The sequence below is a fragment of the Polyangium jinanense genome, assembly GCF_028435265.1.
GTDB classification, from domain to species: domain Bacteria; phylum Myxococcota_A; class Polyangia; order Polyangiales; family Polyangiaceae; genus Polyangium; species Polyangium jinanense.
Window position 1 is genome coordinate 11,922 of the sequence record NZ_JAGTJK010000019.1, and the last position, 21,037, is coordinate 32,958.

Annotated in this window: 19 protein-coding genes; 4 read left to right on the forward strand and 15 right to left on the reverse strand. The window is 68.4% G+C overall.

Features of this window, described 5'->3' with window-relative positions:
* Nucleotides 1–93: 93 nt before the first annotated feature.
* Nucleotides 94–1,944 (reverse strand): L,D-transpeptidase, encoded by a 1,851-nt coding sequence (locus KEG38_RS28880; protein WP_272423280.1) that lies wholly within the window; start codon nucleotides 1,942–1,944, stop codon nucleotides 94–96.
* 231 nt (nucleotides 1,945–2,175) lie between these two features.
* On the opposite strand from KEG38_RS28880, the gene KEG38_RS28885 reads away from it, so the two are divergent.
* The 3 genes from KEG38_RS28885 (at nucleotide 2,176) to KEG38_RS28895 (ending at nucleotide 5,453) form a co-directional block, all read left to right on the forward strand.
* Entirely contained in the window at nucleotides 2,176–3,717 is a 1,542-nt protein-coding gene (locus KEG38_RS28885) for a hypothetical protein (RefSeq protein WP_272423069.1), read from the forward strand.
* Nucleotides 3,718–3,827: 110 nt separating this feature from the next.
* Nucleotides 3,828–5,009 carry a serine/threonine-protein kinase gene (locus tag KEG38_RS28890; protein WP_272423070.1) on the forward strand — a complete coding sequence of 394 codons (1,182 nt, stop codon included), beginning with the start codon at nucleotides 3,828–3,830 and terminating at the stop codon, nucleotides 5,007–5,009.
* Between the two features lie 183 nt (nucleotides 5,010–5,192).
* Nucleotides 5,193–5,453 (forward strand): hypothetical protein, encoded by a 261-nt coding sequence (locus tag KEG38_RS28895; RefSeq protein ID WP_272423072.1) that lies wholly within the window; start codon nucleotides 5,193–5,195, stop codon nucleotides 5,451–5,453.
* 52 nt (nucleotides 5,454–5,505) lie between these two features.
* Here KEG38_RS28895 and KEG38_RS28900 read toward each other — a convergent pair whose 3' ends face one another.
* The 9 genes from KEG38_RS28900 to KEG38_RS28940 all read right to left on the reverse strand — a co-directional run bounded on the left by KEG38_RS28900 (nucleotide 5,506) and on the right by KEG38_RS28940 (nucleotide 16,205).
* A complete protein-coding gene (locus KEG38_RS28900; RefSeq protein WP_272423073.1) occupies nucleotides 5,506–9,684 on the reverse strand; it encodes an LBP/BPI/CETP family protein in 4,179 nt (1,392 codons plus the stop codon).
* Between the two features lie 129 nt (nucleotides 9,685–9,813).
* A complete protein-coding gene (locus KEG38_RS28905) occupies nucleotides 9,814–10,791 on the reverse strand; it encodes a hypothetical protein (RefSeq protein ID WP_272423075.1) in 978 nt (325 codons plus the stop codon).
* A 78-nt stretch (nucleotides 10,792–10,869) separates the two neighbouring features.
* The gene (locus KEG38_RS28910; protein WP_272423076.1) at nucleotides 10,870–11,796 is read right to left on the reverse strand and encodes a PfkB family carbohydrate kinase; all 927 of its coding nucleotides are present in this window, start codon (nucleotides 11,794–11,796) and stop codon (nucleotides 10,870–10,872) included.
* 11 nt (nucleotides 11,797–11,807) lie between these two features.
* On the reverse strand, nucleotides 11,808–12,686 hold the full coding sequence (gene mtnP, locus KEG38_RS28915) for an S-methyl-5'-thioadenosine phosphorylase (protein ID WP_272423077.1): 879 nt from the start codon (nucleotides 12,684–12,686) through the stop codon (nucleotides 11,808–11,810).
* Nucleotides 12,683–13,312 (reverse strand): guanylate kinase, encoded by a 630-nt coding sequence (gmk, locus tag KEG38_RS28920; RefSeq protein WP_272423078.1) that lies wholly within the window; start codon nucleotides 13,310–13,312, stop codon nucleotides 12,683–12,685. The genes mtnP and gmk overlap by 4 nt, the downstream gene beginning before the upstream one ends.
* 47 nt (nucleotides 13,313–13,359) lie before the next feature.
* Complete coding sequence (locus KEG38_RS28925; RefSeq protein WP_272423079.1) at nucleotides 13,360–14,238, reverse strand: YicC/YloC family endoribonuclease; 879 nt, start codon at nucleotides 14,236–14,238, stop codon at nucleotides 13,360–13,362.
* Between the two features lie 20 nt (nucleotides 14,239–14,258).
* On the reverse strand, nucleotides 14,259–15,320 hold the full coding sequence (locus tag KEG38_RS28930; protein WP_272423081.1) for an NAD-dependent epimerase/dehydratase family protein: 1,062 nt from the start codon (nucleotides 15,318–15,320) through the stop codon (nucleotides 14,259–14,261).
* A 37-nt stretch (nucleotides 15,321–15,357) separates the two neighbouring features.
* Nucleotides 15,358–15,675 (reverse strand): hypothetical protein, encoded by a 318-nt coding sequence (locus KEG38_RS28935; RefSeq protein ID WP_153817484.1) that lies wholly within the window; start codon nucleotides 15,673–15,675, stop codon nucleotides 15,358–15,360.
* A gap of 17 nt (nucleotides 15,676–15,692) precedes the next feature.
* Nucleotides 15,693–16,205, reverse strand: coding sequence for a DUF507 family protein (locus KEG38_RS28940; protein ID WP_136929694.1), 513 nt, complete (start codon nucleotides 16,203–16,205; stop codon nucleotides 15,693–15,695).
* 191 nt (nucleotides 16,206–16,396) lie between these two features.
* Here KEG38_RS28940 and KEG38_RS28945 point away from each other — a divergent pair, with 191 nt between their 5' ends.
* On the forward strand, nucleotides 16,397–17,137 hold the full coding sequence (locus KEG38_RS28945; protein WP_232379562.1) for a Crp/Fnr family transcriptional regulator: 741 nt from the start codon (nucleotides 16,397–16,399) through the stop codon (nucleotides 17,135–17,137).
* 326 nt (nucleotides 17,138–17,463) lie between these two features.
* Here KEG38_RS28945 and KEG38_RS28950 read toward each other — a convergent pair whose 3' ends face one another.
* The 5 genes from KEG38_RS28950 to KEG38_RS28970 form a co-directional block, all read right to left on the reverse strand.
* Nucleotides 17,464–18,546, reverse strand: a complete 1,083-nt coding sequence (locus KEG38_RS28950; protein ID WP_272423086.1) for a TIGR04552 family protein — start codon at nucleotides 18,544–18,546, stop codon at nucleotides 17,464–17,466.
* A 34-nt stretch (nucleotides 18,547–18,580) separates the two neighbouring features.
* Nucleotides 18,581–18,760 (reverse strand): hypothetical protein, encoded by a 180-nt coding sequence (locus KEG38_RS28955; protein ID WP_272423088.1) that lies wholly within the window; start codon nucleotides 18,758–18,760, stop codon nucleotides 18,581–18,583.
* A 338-nt stretch (nucleotides 18,761–19,098) separates the two neighbouring features.
* Nucleotides 19,099–19,572 (reverse strand): hypothetical protein, encoded by a 474-nt coding sequence (locus tag KEG38_RS28960; RefSeq protein WP_272423090.1) that lies wholly within the window; start codon nucleotides 19,570–19,572, stop codon nucleotides 19,099–19,101.
* Between the two features lie 13 nt (nucleotides 19,573–19,585).
* Complete coding sequence (locus KEG38_RS28965) at nucleotides 19,586–20,026, reverse strand: c-type cytochrome (RefSeq protein WP_272423091.1); 441 nt, start codon at nucleotides 20,024–20,026, stop codon at nucleotides 19,586–19,588.
* 119 nt (nucleotides 20,027–20,145) lie between these two features.
* On the reverse strand, nucleotides 20,146–20,760 hold the full coding sequence (locus KEG38_RS28970; protein WP_272423093.1) for an OmpA family protein: 615 nt from the start codon (nucleotides 20,758–20,760) through the stop codon (nucleotides 20,146–20,148).
* Nucleotides 20,761–21,037: the final 277 nt, after the last annotated feature.

Here is a 21,037-nt window from a genome sequence, read left to right on the forward strand (position 1 = left end):
TTCGTTCGGGCCTACCCGGCGTTCGGGGCTGCTGGCTCGCTGGATATGTCCAGATTACCAGAAAGGCCGTAGGTGCTGGTTTTTTCTGAGGGATTACTCGTGGACGACCACGAGCGTGCCGCGGTTCTCGGGCGTGGACCAGACGGCATGCCAGCCTCGAGGGAGGCGAGGCTCGGCCCAGAAGAAGATCTTCTTCGCGTCGAGCGGCGACAGGTTCACGCATCCGTGGCTCATCTCGCGGCCGAAGTTCGAGTGCCAGAACGCGCCGTGCAGCGCATACGAGCCCTCGAAGTACGCGACGTACGGGACGTCCTCGATGCTGTAGGGCAGGTCGCCCGCAACCGTGCCGTCGCCGTCCATGGTCACGGCGATGTGCTTCTCGCGGATCCGGAACGTGCCCTTGATCGTCGAGTGATCCTTCGCCTTGTTCGTCGACTTCCGCCCCGGCGACACGAGCGCCGCGTACACGGGCTTGTCGCCCTCGATCGCGAGGATCGTCTTCCGCGTGATGTTGACGTCGATCCACTTCTCGCCCGGCGCGAGATCCGCCGGCGGAGGGCCAGGCTCGGTGTAGGTGGCGTCGACGCCCTTCATCCACCAGCCTTCGGTGGTCTGCCGGTACACGACCGACTTCACCGTCGCCGTCACGCCCGTGAGCCCGACCGCAGTGAACCGAGGCGCCGGGCCCTTCACCTTCACGTTCTTGTGCTCGTCGTCGATCTCGAACTTCGACGACTTCGTCGCGAGGATGAAGCCGACCTGCTTGACGCCCTCGGGCACGTCGATGCCCTGCGAGGTCGGGGGCTTGACGATGTACATGCGGTCGCTCGGCGCGACGAGGCCCGCCGTGGTCTTGTACCAGAGCCGCCCGTTCCACCCGAACGTCTTGTCCACCGCGACGAAGAAGCCCTTCACCATGCGCTTCGCGACGGTGCCGTCGGCGTCCGACTCGAGCTCCTTCAGCGTGACGTTGACGGGCTTGCCCGGCTCGATCTGTTGCCACCAGGGCTTCGGCGGCTCCTCGACCGCAGGCCCCGCGTCGAGCATCGCCGCGACCTCGGCCGAAGGCATCGGCGACGGCGCGCTCGGGGCGCCTTCCTGGCTCGCCGCCGGGGCCGCCGTGTCGCCCGCCGCTGACGCGCTCGCCGAGGGCGTCGCCGCAGCCGATGCCGTCTGATCCTTCGCCGCCTCGTCCTTCGCGCTCTCGGCCTCCTCTTCGGCCTTCTTCTTCTTGCGCGCCTTCTTCGCCATCTCGAGGTACGGCTCGTACTTGATCATGTCCTCCTTCGAGGGGACCGATCGGTAGAGCGGCGTGCCGTGCGCCGTGTTGTAGGCGTAGCGGTAAGGCAGCACCTCCTCGAGGTTCGGCGCGGTGATGCCCATGCGAACCTGAGGGTTCGTGAGATCCGTCGTGGCGTACTTGCCGCAGACGTAGCCGCCGTCGAGCAGGCGATACCAGCCCTGCTGGCACGAGGCGTTTTTCGTCGGGTTCGGATCCACCGGGACCTTGCCGCCGAGCCGGATGTAGCCGAGCCGCTTCTTGCTCGACTCCATCGTCGGATAGACCGGCGTCTGCACCGCCAGCCCACCGAGCAGCGGGCCGGTGTAGGGCTTTTCGGCCTCGGCGACCTCGGCGCTCGCGTCGGCGGCCGCGTCGGCGCCCGCATCTCGGGAGTCGGCCGGCGTCGCCGTCGCGACCCGCGCAGAACCCTTCGGGGCCGGGGGCGTCGTGGGGGGAGGGGCGGGGAGCTGGCTCGTCCGCGTGGGCTTGTCGACGGAGGCGCCAGGCGGCGCATCCCCGTGGCAACCACTCGCCCACGCGACCGCGCCCGCGAGGCCCGCGGCCACCGCGAAGCCGAGCGCACTCGCCGCGAGCGTGGAAGGCGCCTTCCCCTCGGGAGGAGGAGGCGCGGGCTCGCGACCCGCCGGCACGCGGGAGTTCATCGCCACGCGGGGTCGATCTTGTTCACGCCGAGGCCGATCCACTGGAGAGCTTCCCATCGCCGAAAAAAGCGCCTCGTCTTCTCGACCAGACGGGCTCGGGGGTCTTCGTACCCGTTCCTGCATCGTCGATCCAGTTCTCTGCAAAAGGGATGAGAAAGCCGCTTGAAAGGAACGTGCCACGGAGCGCTCGGCCCCGATGACGCCCGGCCATGCGCTGCTACCGTAGGGTCCGTGGAGCAGCGGACGCGGCCCCGTGGCCGGAAAGACACGAACGAGCCGGTCACGCCTCTCGGGCGAATCCGCGCGGCCGCTCCACGCGCCTTCGTGGTTGCCCTGACGATCGCGCTCCTCCTGCACCTGCCGCTGCTGCCGACGCGTCTGTTCGCTTGGCTGTCGCTCCTCTTCGGCGAGGAGATGTCGATGGTCGACATGGAGGGCGAGGTCGTGATCCCCATCGATCTCGATCTCGTGCCCGGAGAAACCGCAGCGCCGGCGCCCGCACCGGAATCCGAGCCGACCGCCGCGGAGCCCGATCCCGCCGCCGAACCCACGAAACAAGCCGAGCCAAAGCCCAAGAAGAAAACAGAGCCGGCCGACGCAGGCCCGGATGCCGAGGCGCCAGACGCAGGTCCCGACGCAGAAGCCGAGGACGCAGGCACAAGCGACGCAGGGCCGGAGGACGCAGGGGTCCCCGATGCAGCGCCTCTCGATACGGATGGCGGCACGCAGGCGCCTGACGCAGGCGCGCCGATCGCGGAGCTGCCCGACGCAGGCGCCGACGCGGAGGTGGTCGCGAAAGCGGAGCCGGATGCGGGCCCGGATGCGGGCGCACCGGCGCCGGTCGCGGAGTTGCCCGACGCAGGCGCGGACGCCGGAGGCCCGAAGCTCAAGGATCCGCTCGCGACCGCGGGTTCGGCCGCGGAGATCGCTTCGAAAAACCCAAACGTGCAGGTGCTCATCGCCGGCGACCGGATCCGCAAGCACGAGCTCGGGACCTGGTTCAGCCGAATCCTCGTGGGCATCCCGCAGTGGCAGTCCTTCTTCAAGGACACGCCCATCGATCCCATCCGCGACCTCGACCACCTGCTCATCGCGGGCCCGCAGTTCCGCGACTCGCGCAAGGTCGTCGCGGTGATGGACTTCAACGTGCCCGAGGCAAAGATCCGCGCCTCGATCGAGGCGATCGTGAAGCGCAGCGATCCGCCGGGCCATTGGCTCGAAGACACGCCCGTGCCCGCCGCGATCGCCAAGGCCGACAAGGGCGAGCGCATCTTCGCGCTCGTCCCGGGCAAACGGATCCTCGTGGTCCTGCCCGCCGACGCGAAGGGCGAGCTCGCCAAGGTGAAGTCGACGAAGGGCTTCAACAAGTCGAGCGGCGTGGGGATCGCGCTTTCGATGGTCACGCCGCACCGGGCATTCAAGGGCCTGCCGTTCCAGATCCCCGATACGTTCAAGTGGATGCGGCTCTCCGTGACGCCCACGGACGACGGCGGCGCGGACGTGCTGCTCGAGGCGCAGGACAAGGACGCGGACCTGGCCCAGAAGCACGCCGGAGAGCTCGGGCCGATCGTCGAGGGGTTCCGGAAGGTCGAGATTCCTTTCATCGGCCGGTTCGAGGTCCTCGGGCCGACGCCGTTCGTCGCGGAGGGGGACCTGGTCCGCGCGACCACGCACGTGACGAACAAGCAGCTCAAATACATCATGAGCGCGGTCGAGCAGCAGCTCGCGAAACAAGCGAAAGCCGCGGAAGAGGGCGGGAAAAAAGCGCCCTGACGCACGGTCGGCCCACGGCCGGGCCTTCGAAAGAGCCCGGAAGACTAGCCAGGGCGCGCGCGTTCGGTTAAGTCGACCCGCGCGCGACGCGCGACAGAGCACGCCCTGCCATGCCCGCCGACCAAACGCCTCACGAAGTCCTCGCCGAGCTCGCCGGTCATCCGCGCGGCGACGATCTGGCCCGCCTCGTCCACGCCATCGCGTTCGCCTGCGCCGACGAGCGAAGGACCTCGCTGCCCGACGGGGCCCGCGACGCCGCTTCCAGGCTCGGCCTCTCGGCCGAAGACGCCGAGACCCCCTTCGGCAACGTGCTCGCCGCGCTCGAACGGAGCCCGAACGAGCCCACAGGGCCGGCGACACGCGCACTCCTGTCGGCGCTGCTCGCCCGCGGCATCGCGCTCGCCCCGCCGGAAGGCGTGGAAGCCGAGCGGCGCGTGGTCGAGGCGCTCGCGTGGGTCGCCGCGCACACGCCATTGGATGCGCTGTCCGCGATCGATGCTGCGCTCGGGCCGAAGGCTGACGGGCTCTGGCGAGAAGCCGCGGCGCTCGTGCGCAGGGCAGACGAAGGAGCCGCGCCGCTCGTGGGTCGCGCCGGGGCGCTCGTGGTGGCCGCAGCGCTCGGCGCGAGCTCGTCGCCGGCTGCGCGGGACGACGCGCGGACGCTCGCCGCCGAGGCGCGTGATCCCGTGGTGCGCGCGCTCCTCCAGGACGCGCGGAGCCCCGGCGCGGCCGCGGCCGCCGGTGAGCTCGTCCCGCCGCCGCGTGGTCCGGTGGCGCTCGTGCTGCTCGCCGTGACAGGCCTGCTCTTCCTGATGCCGATCGCCCGCCTGCTCGGGCGTTTCGTGCTCCGCTACCGTTGCCCCGCGGAGATGCGGGTCTCGCCGCGCTCGATCACGGTGCTCGCGAAGACGGAGCTGCTCGGACGGACGGTACGCGAGCGGGAGATGGTCTTCCCGGTCGAGGGTCTGACGCGCGTGGCCCGCGAGGTGCGCTATCCGCGGCTCGCGATGTACGCGGGGCTCTTCGCGCTGGCGATCGGCAGCTACGTGGGCATCTCGCTCTTCGTCGACGGTGCGCGCGCGGGCTCGCCGGATCTGCTCGGCATGGGCGCGCTGCTCGTGGCCGTCTCCATCGCGATCGACTTCGCCCTGACGAACCTGATGCCCGCCTCGCGGGGTCGCTGCCGCGTGGTGCTCGTGCCGCAGAAGGGCCCGACGGTCGCGCTCGGTCGCCTCGATCCAACGCTCGCGGACAGCGCGCTCGGCCGCTTGCTCCAGGGCAGCTCGTCCTGACGGCGACGCCTCTCGGAAAAACGATCGACAATTTGGCCCGACGCGCGCGCCTCGGATAGGGGACGTCGTGTACCGGCGATCCGGCGCGCGTGGCGCAGCCGGGTGGGCGAGGACCGACCCCAGAGGCGTACGCGCGTGGTGCGCGGCCGAGGCGGCAGCCTGCCGGATCGGGAGAGGTGTCTCATGCGACGCAAGAGCGAGATGCTGGCGGAGCTCAAGCAGATGTTGAACGAGGCCCTCCGCGCGCAGAGCGCGGGCGCGAGCTACACGAAGCTCGCCAAAGCGCAGGGCGCGGTCGACGGGTACATGCGGGCGCTGCTCGACTCCGGTGTCGCCACGAAGCAGGAGCTGCTCGAGATCGTCGCCGCGGAGCGCGCGCGGGTGAACGGCCCGGCGACGCGCGAGATGCTGCTGGAGACGGCCGCGGAGATCGCCGCGGCGTAACGCGGAGAGGGAAGGGAAGGGCGCGCCCCGAAGAGCGCGCCCTCGTCGTGGATCAGGGCGAGACGATCGAGACGTCGCCGCGCGGCCCCGCCTCGTCGAGGCGGCGCCACCAGTTGACGAGCATCAACTGGCCCTCGACTTCGATCGGACGCGAGAACGCGCCGGCGAAGCCGTCCTGCTCGACGGCACGCACCTTCCAGTCGACCTGATCACCGGTCGGCGTGCCCACGGCATACCGCAGCTTGCCGGCCGTCGCGTCCTGGTAGGTGATGTGGACGGCGCCGCTCGCGCCGACGTAGATCGCCGAGTCGTCGCCGACCAGGTGCTGGCCGTCGTCGAACTTCGTCATCCCGTCGATCGTGAGGCCGTCGTCCACGATGCCCGTGAACTTCACGGTCGTGCCCTTCGTGACCTGCGCGTAGCGGAGGCCTTCGGACAAACCGTCGACGTAGGAGAGGTGCCAGTCGCCCTTCTCGTCGATGAAGAGCGAAGAGCCGATGCCCATGTCGCCGGTGTCCGTGCCATCGGCTGCCTGCCCGTCGACGATCGTCGTCTGCCACATGCCCGCGTTCTTCGAGGCGATCACGAGGTTACCCCGGATGCGATCGTAGAACGCGAGGCCAAGCGCGCCCGCGGGATCCTGCGCGAGCGAGATGTAGTCGCCGATGGCCTCGGGGTAGGTGTCGATCTTCGCAGCGTCGAACGTGTCCGCGCACTGCGTCGCGCCGCCGATGTCCACGCACGCCGAGCCCGATCCGCACTTGGGATCGCACGCCGTGAGCTTCTCCTGGCAGCGGCCGGTCTCCTGCACGCACACGTCGCCGAGCGCGCAGTTGTACGCGCGGCACGGCGTGGCTTCGTCGACGGCCACGTCCTCGAACGTCCACTCCGCAGCCCCCGGCGTCGCAGTCGTCGCCGCCGCGATGCGGACCTTCGAGGTGATCGCACCGTCCTTGCCAGGCTCGATCGAGAGGTACGCGATGGTGGGTTTGTCGCCACCCGCCATGAGGAGCTTCGCGTACCGCCCGATGTCGGCCTGCGCCTTCTGCTCGACCGTGACGATGTTCCACGTGCCGCCCACGCGCTGGGCGAACTTGAGGGCCTTGTTCGTACGGTCGTAGTAGGCAACGGCGGGGTTACCGTCGCTGCTCACGGCGATGCTCGTCCACGTGCCGACGTCGTCACCCGAATCGAGCTGGCCGCCGCGGAAGCCGTTCTTGTTGAACTTCGTCGGATCGACCGCGGGCTCGGCCGGGACGCCGTCGATCGCGGACCAGCCGACGCTCGTGCCGTTCCACGTGCCGACGACGAGATCACCCCAGCTATTTTCGTTCGCCCAGTCCGCCTCGACGTACCCGGCGACCCAGATCCCCTTGCCGGAGACCGCGACCGACGTGTACGCGCCGATGAGACCGGGTTCGAGCGTCGTGCAGCCAGGCGCGACGCAGCTATAACCCGCCGCGATCGCACTGTCGTCACCGCCGCAGTTGCAGCCGGCGAACGAGCCCGCCGCGCCGATGATCGCGAGCCCGGAGAGCGCGCGGATCGTGCGGCGCGACGAAGCGCGACGCGCGGGAGCGGGAGCCGCCACAGGCTTCGCAGCCACGGCCTTCGGCGAGCGGCGACGGCCGAACCGGATCACCGCGCCGAGCAGCGCGAGGCCAACGATCCACATGGGCTTGCCCTGCGTGCGATCGTCGCCGACGACGGCGCAGCCGCAGCCTTCGCCCGTGATGAGCGCGCGACCACGGATGAGCGCCTGCGAAGCCTCGGCCACGTTGCCCTCGGCGTCCTCGGCCTCGACGTCGATCTCGGCCGACTCGCCCACGTCGATCATCCCGAGCTCGGTGACGGGCTTCCACGCGGACCACGCGCCGCCGTCGAGCCGGTAGCGCACGCGGGACTCGCCGCCGCCGCCCACGAGGTCGCGCACGTCGATGGACACGCGGTTGCCTTCCTGCACCTCGCCGACCGCGATCACGGGCGGCTCGGCGTCGATCACGACATCGATCTCGGCCGGGGTCTCGTCGAGCGTCTCGGGCTTGCCCACGACGCGCGAACGCACGCTCACCGTGTGCTTGCCTTGCAGACGCAGCCACTCGTCGCGCACGTCGACGGTGCGCTCACGCGTGAACGGCTTCCACATGCCGCGATCGACACGGTACGAGTACTCGACGGGCACCGCGCCCAGGTCGCTCGGCGACGACATCTGCAGCGTCACGACCGGCGCGTTCTCCTCGTCCACCGTGCCGAGGCGGAAGCCCGTGCGATCGAGCTTCTTCTCGATCACGCGCGCCGTCGTCTCGATCGGCTCGGCCTTCGCCGCCGAACCCGGGTTCGGCGCGACGGGCGACGCCTGGCCGACGCCGAGCGTCGCGAAGATGCCGAGGTAGTTGTCGCTGCCCTTCGAGAGCTTGCGCAGGCCGGCAGAGCCCTGGCCTTCGACCGTCTCGGGGATCGTGAGCGTGAGGCCCACCGAGCTCAGCGCGTCCGCGAGGTCGATCGCGCTGATCCCGCCGAGGAACTGCGAGCCGAGGCCGCCGATGAGGCCCTGGAGCGCGCTCGCGATGACCGCCGGATCCTCCTTGAGGAGCTCGGAGTTCGTGACCACGCCGTTCGTCACGCCGATCTTGTCGAGCACCGGGAGCAGGCCGTCCGGCGTGACCGTGAGGTTCACGGGGACGTCGAGGTCGAAAGTCGCCGTCATGAAGCGGATGAAGCGGTCCGTCGACCAGATGTAGAAGTCGAACGATGCCTGATCGAGCTTCACGCGGATCAGCGGATCGGCGTTGATGTCCGTGCCGTTGCCGAACGTCGCCGTCGGCGGGCGGCCCGGCCGGATGACGAGCGCGACCTGCTGCGGCTCGCGCTGGAGGCCGAGGTCCTTGAGCGAGGCCGCGAGCAGCGAGAGCGTGCCCGAGGCGAGCTGCGGCACCGTCTCGGTGGAGATGCCGAGGCAGAGGAAGCCGCTGTTGTACATGCCGTTCAGCGCGTAGTTCGCGAACCGCTCGGAGACCGCGACCCCGACGTGCGGTCCGTCGAGCCCCGCGGGCCAGTTCGAGACCGTGTTGGACTGGATCTCGTCCGGGATCGGGATGCCCGTGGGCAGATCCATCGGCGAGAACTTCACGCACTGCGAGATGGGCGTGGGCTCCGCGCCGCCGTACATGCCGAGCGTCGCGCCGCCATCGATCGGGTTGAGATCACCCCACGCGTAGCCGCTGTTGTCGGTCCGCTGGCTCGCGCCGCCGACCGCGAAGAGGATGTCGAGGCCGCCCTTCGTGCCCGGCGAGACGCTCGCGAGCAGGCTGCCGAGGTTCACGTTGCCGTCGGTGCCGAGGATGATCGAGGCACACTCGTCGCTCTCGGCCGTTCCATAACGACAAACGCCGCCCACGTCGTTCGTGCCGAGCGGGCAGGAGGGGTTCAGATCCGGGTTCGCCTGCTGGCAGAGCTGCTCCTCGATCGTCTCGGAGAGCGTGCCGATGAGCTCGCCGACGAGCAGATCGAAGACGATGCCCTTCATCGCGTTGAGCACGAAGTTCGAGAACCCGCCACCGCAGAACTCGAGCGAGTCCTGGAGCTGGGTCTCGTTGACCGAGAGCGTGCCGACCTTGACCCGCGAGTAGCCGTACCGCGAGTGCGCCGCGTTCGTGTCGACCTCGATCGAGATGTCGACGTTCAGATCGATGTTTGCAAACGTCGACGGCGTGGTGCAGCCGTTGCCCGTCAGGCGCGCCGTGGCGCTGTCGGGGATGCCGAAGTACGAGATGTCGATCGGCAGGTCCTGGAGCCGGAGCGGCAGCGGGCCCGTGATCTTGATGTTGTGCGGCGTCGACGTGTCGATGTTGAGCTGGGCGTTACCGACGTCGATCTCCGCGACGCATTTCGGCGGGTTCGAGCCCTCGTTGGGGCCGTCGGGGCAAACGTCGTAACCGATGCCCGCGGTCGAACCGCTCGTCGAGGGGATGGGGAACGTGACGACGCCGCCGCTCCCGCTGCCCCCAAGGAGGCTCTTGGCCAGAGGCCCGAGGTTCTGCTCGAGGAACGTGAGCCCGGATTGCGTGAGCCGCACCGAGCCGGCGTTCTCGATCCGGGCGTTTGGATCGAAGCCGCCGGGCAAGGGTGTCATGCCACAGCCCGAGCATCCGCTCGAGCAACCACCGCCGGCACAACCGGCGATGAGGATCACGACCATGATCCCGATGAGATGTCTGAGAAAGCGAGGCATGGCGAAGACCTCCGAAGCGCCACCGATGCGGCCTCTCGCACACGCCAGAGGCCGTTTTTCACCGGATTTGCGCGATCGTACGCGTCCTACGGCGCACGCCGCAAGCGTGACGGACGGGACGTCTCCGCGTCAGAGCGGACAGCCGCCGTTGATCTTCACCGCGCTCGCCGCGAACTCCGCGCCGAGCTGCACCGCGTCGGCGCACGTCCCGTCCGCAGCCGCGTTCGTGGCGTCGCACCAATCGCCCTTGTAATCGATTTTTCCGTTCGCATCGCGCACGCACTTCGCGATCGGCGTGGCGGCGTCGTCCTTGCCCGTCAGGAGCGCGCAGAGCGACTTCTTCGCGAGATCGACCTCGACGGCATCCGCATCTTCGAGCGTGATGTACCCCTCGATCTTGCCCGCGTTGTTGAACGTGAACTGATTCTCTTCGGGGTACGGCTTGCAGAGGTTCAGCGGATCGAGGCCCTCGGCGTTGTAGCTGCCGACGCAGTTGTTGTTGGACGAGAGCTTTCCGCCCAGGATCCGCGCCTTCTTGAGCGGCAGGAGGATGGGCTCGCCGCCCTCGGCCGTGTACACGGGGACGATGATGTCCTGACCCTGATCGACCTCGAAGTTGCCCTGCGAGAGATCACTCGAGAACTTGATCGGCGTGATGTTGAAGCCGCCGATCATCTCGTTCACGAAGGTGTAGCCGTCCGCGGGGTTCGCGACGGGCTTCGCGCCGCCCGTGCACACGGTGTTCGTCATCGTGTCGAAGTGGAGCAACCACGAGAACGTGCCCTGGCCGGACAGGTTGCACTTCGTGTCGTTCAGCGCGACGCCGCCTGCGACGGTCTTGCCGATGAAGCTCGCGGCCGCGAGCGTCGCAGGCTTGCTGATGATGATCTGCGACATGCGCAGGCCGAACTCCGTCTGGCTCGCGTTGTCGACGAGCGCGATACACGTGGGATCGGCCGAGACGCACTCGGCCGTGAGCGCGCAGTTCGCGTTCGAAGGAGGCGGCTGGGAGGGCGGGGTATCCTCACCGCCGCAGCCGCTGCCGAGGACCCCGAGAGACAAAAGCCCGAAAGCCGCGAGCGACGCGGCCACATTCGAAAAGCGCATCCGTGTTTCCTCCACGCAAAAAGGAGCGCGGAGACTATCACGGACGGCGCCCACTCCGCGCGGGGCGGAGCGGGTGGATCACATCGTGCTGGCGCCGAACTCGTAGAGCTTCTGGATGTCGGCGACGCGCGCGGAGACCTCGTCGCGCGCGAGCACGCCGACCTTGCCCGTGCCTACCGCCTCGACGCAAAACGACGCCGTGGCCGTCGCGTGCACCATCGCGCGCCGCAGCGCGAGCGGCGTGACGTCGGACTGCGTCGCGAGGTAGCCAAGGAAGCCGCCCGCGAACGAGTCGCCCGCGCCCGTCGGATCCACTTCGTCCTCGAGCGGGAATCCGTGGGCCGCGAACACGCCCTCCTCGTCGAAGAGGAGCGCGCCGTGCTCACCGCGCTTGATGACGAGGCGCTTCGGGCCACGCGCGAGGATGTCGCGCGCCGCGCGCCGGATGTTGTGGATGCCCGAGAGCTGTCGCGCCTCCTCGTCGTTCACGATGAGCACGTCGATGCGCTTCAGCATCGACGCGAGCAGCGTGGGCTCACCCGTGATCCAGAAGTTCATCGTGTCGGCCACGACGAGGCGAGGCGAGCGCACCTGCTCGAGCACGTCGAGCTGCAGCCCCGGATGGATGTTGCCGAGCAGGAGGAACGGCGTGTCGCGGTAGGACTCGGGCAGGCGCGGGCGGAAGTCGGCGAAGACGTTGAGCTGCGTGTCGAGCGTGGTGCGGTGGACGAGATCCTGATCGTACCGGCCCGCCCAGCGGAACGTTTTTCCATTCGCCCGCTCGATGCCGCGCGTGTCGATGCCGCGGGCCTGCATGGCGATGAGCACGTGCTCCGGAAAATCGTCCCCGACGACGGCAACGACACGCACCGGCGCGAAGACCGACGCGGTCATGGCCGCGTACGTGGCCGAGCCGCCCACGACGTCGCGCGCCTTGCCCGAGGGCAGGTCGAGATCGTCGAAGGCCATGGATCCAACGATGAGAATCGGAGAGGACGTGCTCACGGCGGCCCCTTCTAGCACGAGAGATCCGGCAAAAGCCACGACAGCCGCGCCCGCGTCTGTTCGGGTACGAGATCACGTCGGGTCATGACCGCGTTCGTGAGCGCGCCGTGCGCCGGGCTCGTCTTGGGATCGGGCAGCGTACGCGAGAGACCCCGCAGCGCGCGCCGCGCATACGCCACGTTCTCCCGGAGCACCGCGATCACCGCCTCCACCGTCACCGCCTCCTCGGTCGCGTGCCAGCAGTCGTAGTCGGTCGACATCGCGAGCAGCGCGTAAGGCAGCTCCGCCTCGCGCGCGAGCTTCGCCTCGGGCATCGCCGTCATGCCGATCACGTGCACGCCCCAGCTCCGATAGAGGAGGCTTTCCGCGCGTGTCGAGAACTGCGGGCCTTCGATGCACACGTACGTGCCGCCGCGGTGGAGCTTCTTCTGCGTATCCGAGAGCGCCTGCGAAGCGGCGTCCGCGAGCGCGGACGAGAGATGCGGACAAACCGGATCGGCGAAGGCCACATGCCCCACGACGCCGCCCTCGAAAAACGTGCTCGTGCGGCGCTTCGTGAGATCGATGAACTGATCGACGATCACGAGATCCCCAGGCGGGATTTCCTCGCGCATGGATCCCACCGCGCTCACGCTGACGAGGTGCGTGGCGCCGAGCTTCTTCAGCGCGCACACGTTCGCGCGGTAGTTGATCTCCGTCGGCGAGAGTCGATGGCCTCGTCCGTGGCGCGGCAAGAACAGCAGCGTCGTCCCCGAGTCGCGATCGCGGCCGCGGAACACGAGGTCGCTCGGCGGACCGTACGGCGTCTCGACGTCGACCTCCTCGACGTCCTCGAGATCCTCGAGCGCGTACACACCGCTGCCGCCGATCACCCCGAGGACGTGGCTCATGTGGAGGCTCCGACCTTCCCCTCGGCGAGCATCTGCTCGCAGAGCAGCGCGTGCCGGCCACGACGGCAACGCTCGGCGAACACCACCGCACGAAGCTGATCGTACGCCCGCTCGAGATCGTCGTTCACGATCACGTAGTCGAAGAATCCGTAATGCTCGATCTCGCTCTTCGCCGCCTGGAGGCGACGCAGCGTGGTCGGCTCGTCCTCGGTCCCGCGGCCGCGCAGCCTGCGCTCGAGCTCGGTGAGCGAGGGCGGCAGGATGAACACGGAGGCGGCCTCGGGCATGCGCGCCTTGATCTGCCGCGCGCCCTGGTAGTCGATGTCGAACAGCACGCCGCGCGCCTCGCGCTTCGCGATCTCGATCTCGGCGACGCTCGTGCCGTAGTAGTTGCCGTGCACCGGCGCCCACTCCGCGAACGCGTGCTCGCCGATCATCCGATCGAACGCGTCCTTGTCGATGAAGTGGTACTCGCGCCCGTCGAGCTCGTTCGGGCGAGGCTTGCGCGTCGTGTGCGAGACCGAGAAGCGCAGGTCCGGGAACTCCGCGCGAAGCCGGTTGCAGAGCGTCGTCTTGCCCGCCCCGGAAGGGGAGGAGACGATGAGGAGGAGGAAGTCGCTCACCATTCGTGTCGGTCTCGTGCTGGGGTTCTGGGCCTTCGGGCGTGTCCGCGTCACTCGACGTTCTGCACCTGCTCGCGAAGCCGCTCGAGCTCGACCTTGATGCCGACGACGAGCTGGCTGACCGAGGCGTCCTGGGCCTTCGCGCCGAGCGTGTTGGCCTCGCGTACCATTTCCTGCAGAAGGAAGTCGAGCCGCCTCCCCACGGGCTCGCCCCCACTCGACGCGAGCACGCCTTCGAGCTGATCGAGGTGGCTCCGCAGGCGCGTGAGCTCCTCGGTGAAATCACTCTTGTCCACGAGGATCGCAAGCTCGAGCTCGAGCCTGCCCCGATCCACCGTGAGCTCCGCGCTCGCGAGCAGACGTTCGAGCCGCTCGTGCAGCCGCCGCTGCGCCGCCTCGCGCAAACCGTCCGCCTGTGAAGCAATCGCTTCGATGAGGCGCCGGAGCGCCTGGCACCGGCCCGAGAGATCCGCGTGCAGCGCTTCGCCCTCCGCGCGGCACATCGCGTCCATCGCCGAGATCGCGGCCTCGATCGCGCGCCTGACCGCGTCGCGCACCGCCGCGAGCTCCGGCCCCGCCGGCGGGATGAACAGATCCGGCACGGCCGAGAGCAACGCGAGCGGCAGCTCCGCGCCCGGCGCGAGCTCGTCCCGCAGCGAGAGGAGCTGACGGAACGCCGAGCGCGCACGCGCCACGTCGAGCGTCGCCGCCGTCAGCACCGGCCCCTCCGTACGCACGACGAGCTCGACCCGTCCGCGACGCAGCCGCTCGCGCACGACTTGCTCGGCGAAAAGCGCGATCTCGGCGAGCTCGCGCGGCAGTCGCGTTCGAACGTCGAGGAACCGCTGGTTGACGGAGCGGATCTCGGCGAGCACGCGGCCCTCTCCGAGGGTCACCTCGCCGATCCCGAACCCCGTCATGCTCCGCATGGCTCTGCCGGATACGTCGCTCACCGAAAGAGTGCAACAACGTTGGTTGTCGCACCCGCAAGATTTGCGCTCTCCCGCGGACTTTGTGCGCGTCGCTCGGCCGACCGCCGAGCGGCCTCGGCGGGTCCCTGCGCCCGGAGCGCCTCCAGGTACGCGATCGTCGGGGCGATGCCGTCCTCCCACCGCACGGAAGGCTCGTACCCCAGGATTTCCCGCGCGAGGCTCACGTCCGCGAGCGAATGTCGCACGTCGCCCGGTCGGGCCGGGCCGTGCTCGACGGCGAGCGCACTCCCGAGGACGCGGCCGATCTCGACGCAAAGCGCGTTCAAGGACACGCGCCGTCCGCCCGCGATGTTGACGACCTCGCCCGCGAGCTTCCGCGGCGACGCAGCGGCGAGCAAGTTCGCCCGCACCGCGTTGTCGACGAAGCAGAAGTCACGCGTCTGCTCGCCGTCGCCGAAGATCCGGATCGGCCTTCCCGCGAGCGCGGCGTCGACGAAGCGCGGGATCGCCGCGGCGTACGGCCCCTCGGGCGTCTGATGCGGGCCGAAGACGTTGAAGTACCGCAGGCACATCGTCTCCAGGCCGTAGATCGAGGAGAAGACGCGGCAATAACTCTCGCACGCGAGCTTCGTCACGGCGTACGGCGAGAGCGGCATCGGCTGCATGTCCTCGCGCTTCGGCAGGACGGGCGTCTCGCCATACGCCGAGGACGACGCGGCGAACACGACACGACGCACGCCGACGCGGCGCGACACGTCGAGCACGGTGACGGTGCCGCCGACGTTGACGGCGTCGCTCGTGACCGGGTCTTCGACGCTGCGCGGCACCGACCCGAGCGCGGCCTCGTGAAAGACGACCTCGACCCCCGCGGCGGCCTTGGCGACGGCCTCGGGGTCGCGGATGTCGCCCTCGATGCGCTCGACCGCGGAGGAAGGGGAGATCCCGTCGAGGTTCTCCCACATCCCCGTGGCGAGGTTGTCGAGCACGCGGACGCGCTCGCCCGCGGCGACGAGCGCCGCGACGATGTTGCTGCCGATGAAACCGGCACCGCCGGTGACCAGGTAACGAGGCGTGGACATGCCCGTTTCGATGCTCGAACGCGCAGGCGCTCGCGACTTACTTCTTCTTGAACAGATCGTCGAGGCGGGCCTTCGACTTGGCGATCTGCGCGGACGTATCTTCGGGGACGCCGTTCTTGAACGTGAAGAACGTGCAGAAGTTCGCTTTTTCCCGGTCGGGGATGTACTCGGCGATCCGCTCCTTGCACTGGTTGTGCGCGGACGGATCCCAGTACTCGCAGTTCTTGCAGCAGTGCATGTCGACGCCGCAGTGCGGACACGTGTCGGCGCGCTGGAGCTTCACCTCGAAGACGAGCTCGTTCTTGCACTTGTGGCAGAAGTGGCGCTTCTGCTCGACCTTCGGAATCCAGCCCATCGGTCTCTACTCTCCCCTCAAACGAGGCCCTTGCGGCGCTGGATCTCGTTCTTGATCTTCTGGTACTCGACCTCCCAGGTCCGAGTCCCTTCCTGCAGGTTCTTCATCTTGTTCCGGACCTCGGCGTCGAGCTCGTCGTCGGCCGCGAGGTACTTCTTCAGCACCGGCCGCATGCGACGCCTGAGGTCGTGATCCTGACCGTAGACCTCGTCGACGTTGCCCGAGTGCATGAGCATCTCGATGCACTGGTCTAGCAAGTAGTCGAGGATGTCTTCGCCGATCTTGATGCCTTTTTGTTCGGCGATGATCTTCCGGATCCGCCCGAGCTCGGACGGCGGAAGGCCACGCGACTCCAGCGTGGCCTTCGACTTGTCCATCACTTCCTTTTCCGTCGCGAGGTACTGAGAAAAGACGGACTCCAGGTCGCGGACCACCTCTTTTCGGTCCTCACACTCGATCTCCCCGTTGTCCGCCAGGGTTTTGACGATTTCTTCGCTGAGAGGGGCAATTTTACCGCTAAAGAGGCGCATCCAACGATCCGTAGCTTCAGGGGAGCGGGGCACCGGATCCCCGCCAACTTGGGTTCTTCGGCTGGGGCTTCGGCCCCCGAAAGGTACGGGCCGTACTTCGGAGATGTCAACGCAAGCCGCGTTCTTTTTCAGGGCCCGCACGGCGAAAACGCACCTAGAGGAGCAGTCTCGATATGATGGGTAAGGATGCGATGGCACCGAACGTCCCGGCTCGTTCCGGCGCGGTCGGCAACGACGGGGGGCTCGATCCGGACGCACGCAAGCGGCGGATTCTACGGCGTGGAGCGGTCGGTAGCGCGGCTTCGCCCGCGTCGCAGACCCTCTTGGCCGACGCTGGAACGATCCAGCGAGTGACGCGCGGCCGGCCACTGGTGACCCAGGGCGACCCCGCAAACTCGGTGGTGATGCTCGGCAGCGGACGCGTCCGCCTGGTCCGGGCGCTGAACGAAGGGCACACGCTCTCGCTCGGCTACCGCGGCGCGGGCGACCTCCTCGGCGAGGCCGCGCTCGGCGGCGTCCCGAACCACCGCGAGAGCGCGATCGCCACGGAAGACGTGGAAGCGCTCGTCGTTCCGATCGCCACGATCCGCGGGCTCATGTCCTCGGATCAGGCCTTCGCGAACGCGCTGGTCGGCGCGCTCGTGGAGCGCAACGCCGAGACGGAAGAGCGTCTCGCCTCGATGCTCTTCCGCAACGTGGAAGCGCGTCTGGCCGAGTTCCTGCTCAAGGCCGCCCAGCGCTGGGGCATCCCCGACCCGCGCGGCGTCCTGATCTCGGCCCCCTTCACGCACCAGGAGATGGCCAGCATGATCGGCTCCACCCGCGAGACCGTCACGCTCACCCTGGGCGAACTCCGCCGCAAGGGCATCATCGAGGTCGACCGCCGCCGCATCGTGGTGCTCGACCGCGAAGGCCTCAAGACCCGTACCTGATCGGCCGTTCTTGCCCCTGGCGGGAGGTTGGGGCGTTGCCCCAAACCCCAGCCGGGGGCTGTCCGCCCCCGGCACCCCGGACCAGGCACGGCCTGGACCGAGGGCCGAGAAACCGCGCGATGCGCGGTTTCTCGGACGGGCCCAAACAAGACCACCCACCACCTCGCCAACCAAGACAGCGACGCGGACGTGTCGCTTGGCGACGTTGTCCTTGTCGACAGCGCGCATCGCGCGCTGTCGCCCTCGGTCCAGGCCGTGCCTGGTCCGGGTCCAGGGGTGGACAACCCCTGGTCGGGTCCGGGGTGAAACCCCGGCGCAAACGTTCCCTAGCGATTCCGCTTCGTCGTCGGCACGCGCGTCGGCGCTCGCCCGCCGAGCTTCAACCGACGCATCACGGCCACCTTTTGCCGCTCCTTGTACTTCGCGTGGCTCGCGTCTCCGAGCTCGTTCGCCGCTTCCGTCTCGCGGTCGATGAGCTGGAACTCGCACAACACGAACACGATTGGACCGAGTGCCCACGCTGCCGGCGGCGCCAGCTCCATGATCTCGGGCGGCAGCCGCACCGGCAGATCCACCACGAAGTGGATCACGCGATAGCTCTGATCACTGAACGTGTTGTTGCTGAGCGTCAGACCGTCATCCACGCCTGCTTGCAGCTCGCGAAGCAGCATGCGCAGGAACGGGTGACGCTCGCAGTAACTACGGAAGTGAAAGATTGTGTTCGTGCTCTGCCCGGGCACGACGTAGTTGAACGGGAACAGCCGCTCCGACAGGTACAGCAGGATCGGCAGGATGTCGTCTGCCTCCCGCGTCACGATCCGGAACCGCAGCTTGTCGTAGATTGCCGCTGCGGTCGTGTCGGTCTTCGAGAGCAGCTTCGTGTAGAGCGAGTCCTTGTTCTTCCGCCCCCCGATGAACTCCGTGATGGGGAAGCCGGCCGCGAGCATCCCGCCCACGATCCGATAGACCTTCTCCTCCACCAGGTGAAAAACATCCTGGTCGGACATCGGGATCGAGAAGAGCAGCTCGCGCCCTTCGAGGTGATGGATGATGTGCATCGCCTTCAGGATCGTGCAGGCGCAGAGCTGCCTGTGACCCTTGCCCGAGGCGAGCACCAAGAGCTCCTCCACGGAGCAGCGAGCGACGGGCTTGGGGATCGGGAACTCGAAGTGCCGACGTAGATAGGCGATCGCTTCGTTCTTGATCGCCTCGAGCCGCGCGCGATCTGCGGGCTCTTCGGGCCGGAACTCCTGCGCTCGCAGGAGCGTGCGCGCCTCTTCCTCGTCGCGAACGTGGAGCCTGTGCCAGTCGACGACGGAGTCGCCTCGCAGGATGAGACGCACCGCCTCGAGGTCCATCAAGGAGAACTCGTCCAGGCCCTTGAGAGAGCCGACGGTGTCGTACGTCATGACCCGAGGTTAACAGTGCCGAACCGACGCGCGTTCACGCACGCGCGTTCGGCGGCGAGGGCGGGGGAGCGTTCGGCGTCCGGCCGAGCGAGAGCGTGCCAAAGAAGATACCGATCGTCAGAACGACGACGGCCGCGTGCCCGAGATATGCACCACTGCACCCAATCGCGGCGAAGGGAGCGAGAGCGGCCAGGTACCAGGGCGTGATCTTCATCGGTCCTCCATCAGTGCAGGCGACCCGTCCCTCGGGTCGCCCTCCGGCGCCGCGACGCGGCCCCTGTCCAGGAACGACAGGGTGCGCTCATCGGCGACAGATAAGAGCATGTAGGATAAGCTGCCACACCCCAAGCCAACGGGCCAAGAAGTAGCGGTGTCTGGGGCGCCGCATCAAGCGAATTCGTCACACGTTCCGTTCCCGCACGAAGCCTCACCGGCACGAACGGAGAAATACCGAGCGAATTCGTACGCTTGATGGCTGATTTGCAGGTCGTTTCTCGACCCGCGAACCGTGTCCCGCGAGACGCAGGCGATGCTTGAAGGACGCTCTCTGCCTCAGCGAAGCGGCACGGTGATCTGCTCGGCGTCTCCGAGTGTCAGCGTGCGCTGCATCGAGTCGCTGCGATCCGCGCGGTCGATGCGGATGTCCAGTGCATACGAACCATCCGGCAAGTGCACGGACGTGTGGACGATTTTCGGCGCGCGCCCGGGCTCGAAGTGGAACGAGCTGCCGCTGACGGCCTCCGCCTCCCCGCCGGCCCGCGACCATGTCACATCGAAGCCGACGACCGTGCCGGTCTCGCCGTCGAGACGAAAATCGACCGAGCGCTCCTTGGGCCAGTGCGGCGAAAGCGACAGGAACGCCGCGCCGCCGCCCGCGAGCAGGAGCAACGACAGGAGCCGTCGCCGCCGCGGCGAAGGCGTGAACAAGGGCTTCGCCGGTCCTTCGGCCTGCGGCTGCGTTTCCTCGTCCGTCGTCGTCTCCCGCTGCATCGGCCGCAACGTGACGAGCAGGAGAGGGGAAGTCAACGTGAGGCGCGGATCAAGGCGAGCGGTTCGCGCGGATGCGGCCGACGAGGCCCATGATGACTTGATCGGGCAGGTTGCTGAACGGCGGCATCCGGTTGCGACCTTTGCGGATGACCTCGGCGACCTGATCGTCCGTCACCTGCGCCTGCCAGTCCGATCGTGTGAGATCGGGCGCGCGCACCATCGGACCTTGCGGCCCGTCGCCCTTGCCGCGCTGACCGTGACAGCTCGCGCAGTTGCGCTGCCAGGCGATCTCCACGAGGCTCTGATCGGGCCCCTGCTCCGCGGAGTTGCGAGGACGCGCGGCGACCTGCCCGGGCTGTTGACCGAGGGGCTGATCGTGATCCGTCGGCTTCCACTCGCGCACGTCGCGCGAGGAGGAGTCACACCCCGCCGCGAAGACGAGCGACGAGCCGAGGAGCAGCGACGTGAGGACGAGCGGGCGCATGGCCATGAAGGGATGATGGGCCCGGGGCGGATTGGCCAGCGTTTTTCGGCGGCTGGTCTCGCCTCACCCCGGGGTTCGGGAGGGGAGGGGAAGGACGGTGGGAGAGGAGGGGAGACGCGGGATCGTCAGGGCGCGCAGGCGTCGAGGACCTTGGGCGCGCCGCCGTCGACCGGCATCTTCATGATGGGCTTGCCGTTGAGCGCCGCGTTGATGAAGTCGGTGCGGCGGTTCTGGGCCTTGCCCTCGGCCGTCTTGTTGTCGGCGACGGGCTTCGTCACGCCGAACCCGACCGCGATGAGGCGCTTGCAATCGACGCCCTTGCCCACGAGGTACTTCGCCGCCGACTGCGCGCGCCGCGCGGAGAGGTCGAGGTTCTTCGCCGCGTCGCCGTCCGCGTCCGTATGGCCCTCGATGCGGAGCAGCGTCACGTTCGGCTTCGAGTCGAGGTACGTCTTGACCTGATCGAGGATCGGGAAGCTGACCGGCTCGAGCTCCGCGCTGCCCGTCTTGTAGACGATGGCGCCGGGGAGAACGAGCTTGTTGCCCTCCGTCTTGAGCTCCGCCGCGGGCGGCGCGGCCGGCGGGGGCGGCGGGGGCGGCGGGGGCGGCGGGGGCGGCGGCGGGGGCGGCGGCGTCTCCGCACCACTACCCACGGACGCAGAGGCCGTGCAGCCAGTCATCGCGCCGAGGGCGCCGACCATCAGCACGGTGCACAGAACGGGAGCCAGGAACTTTTGCATAGAGATTGATCTCCTCCGAGAAGCACGGGCCGCGGCCAAGCCATGGTTCACCGGCGTGCAGGCAGCCGTCGAGCCGAACGGGTCTTGGACGCGCTTCTATCAGGTTTCTTCAGGCGGTTTGGAGTTTTTCTTTCCACCGCTCGATCCCCCACCCAACGTCGCAGCATGCGGACGCCTTACGCGCCCCCGCTTCTTGCCCCTCGACGTTTCTCGCGGGCCAAACGGCTCACCCGGGCACGTTCCCGCCGTCCACACGCCCGGTCCCCCTTCAACACGA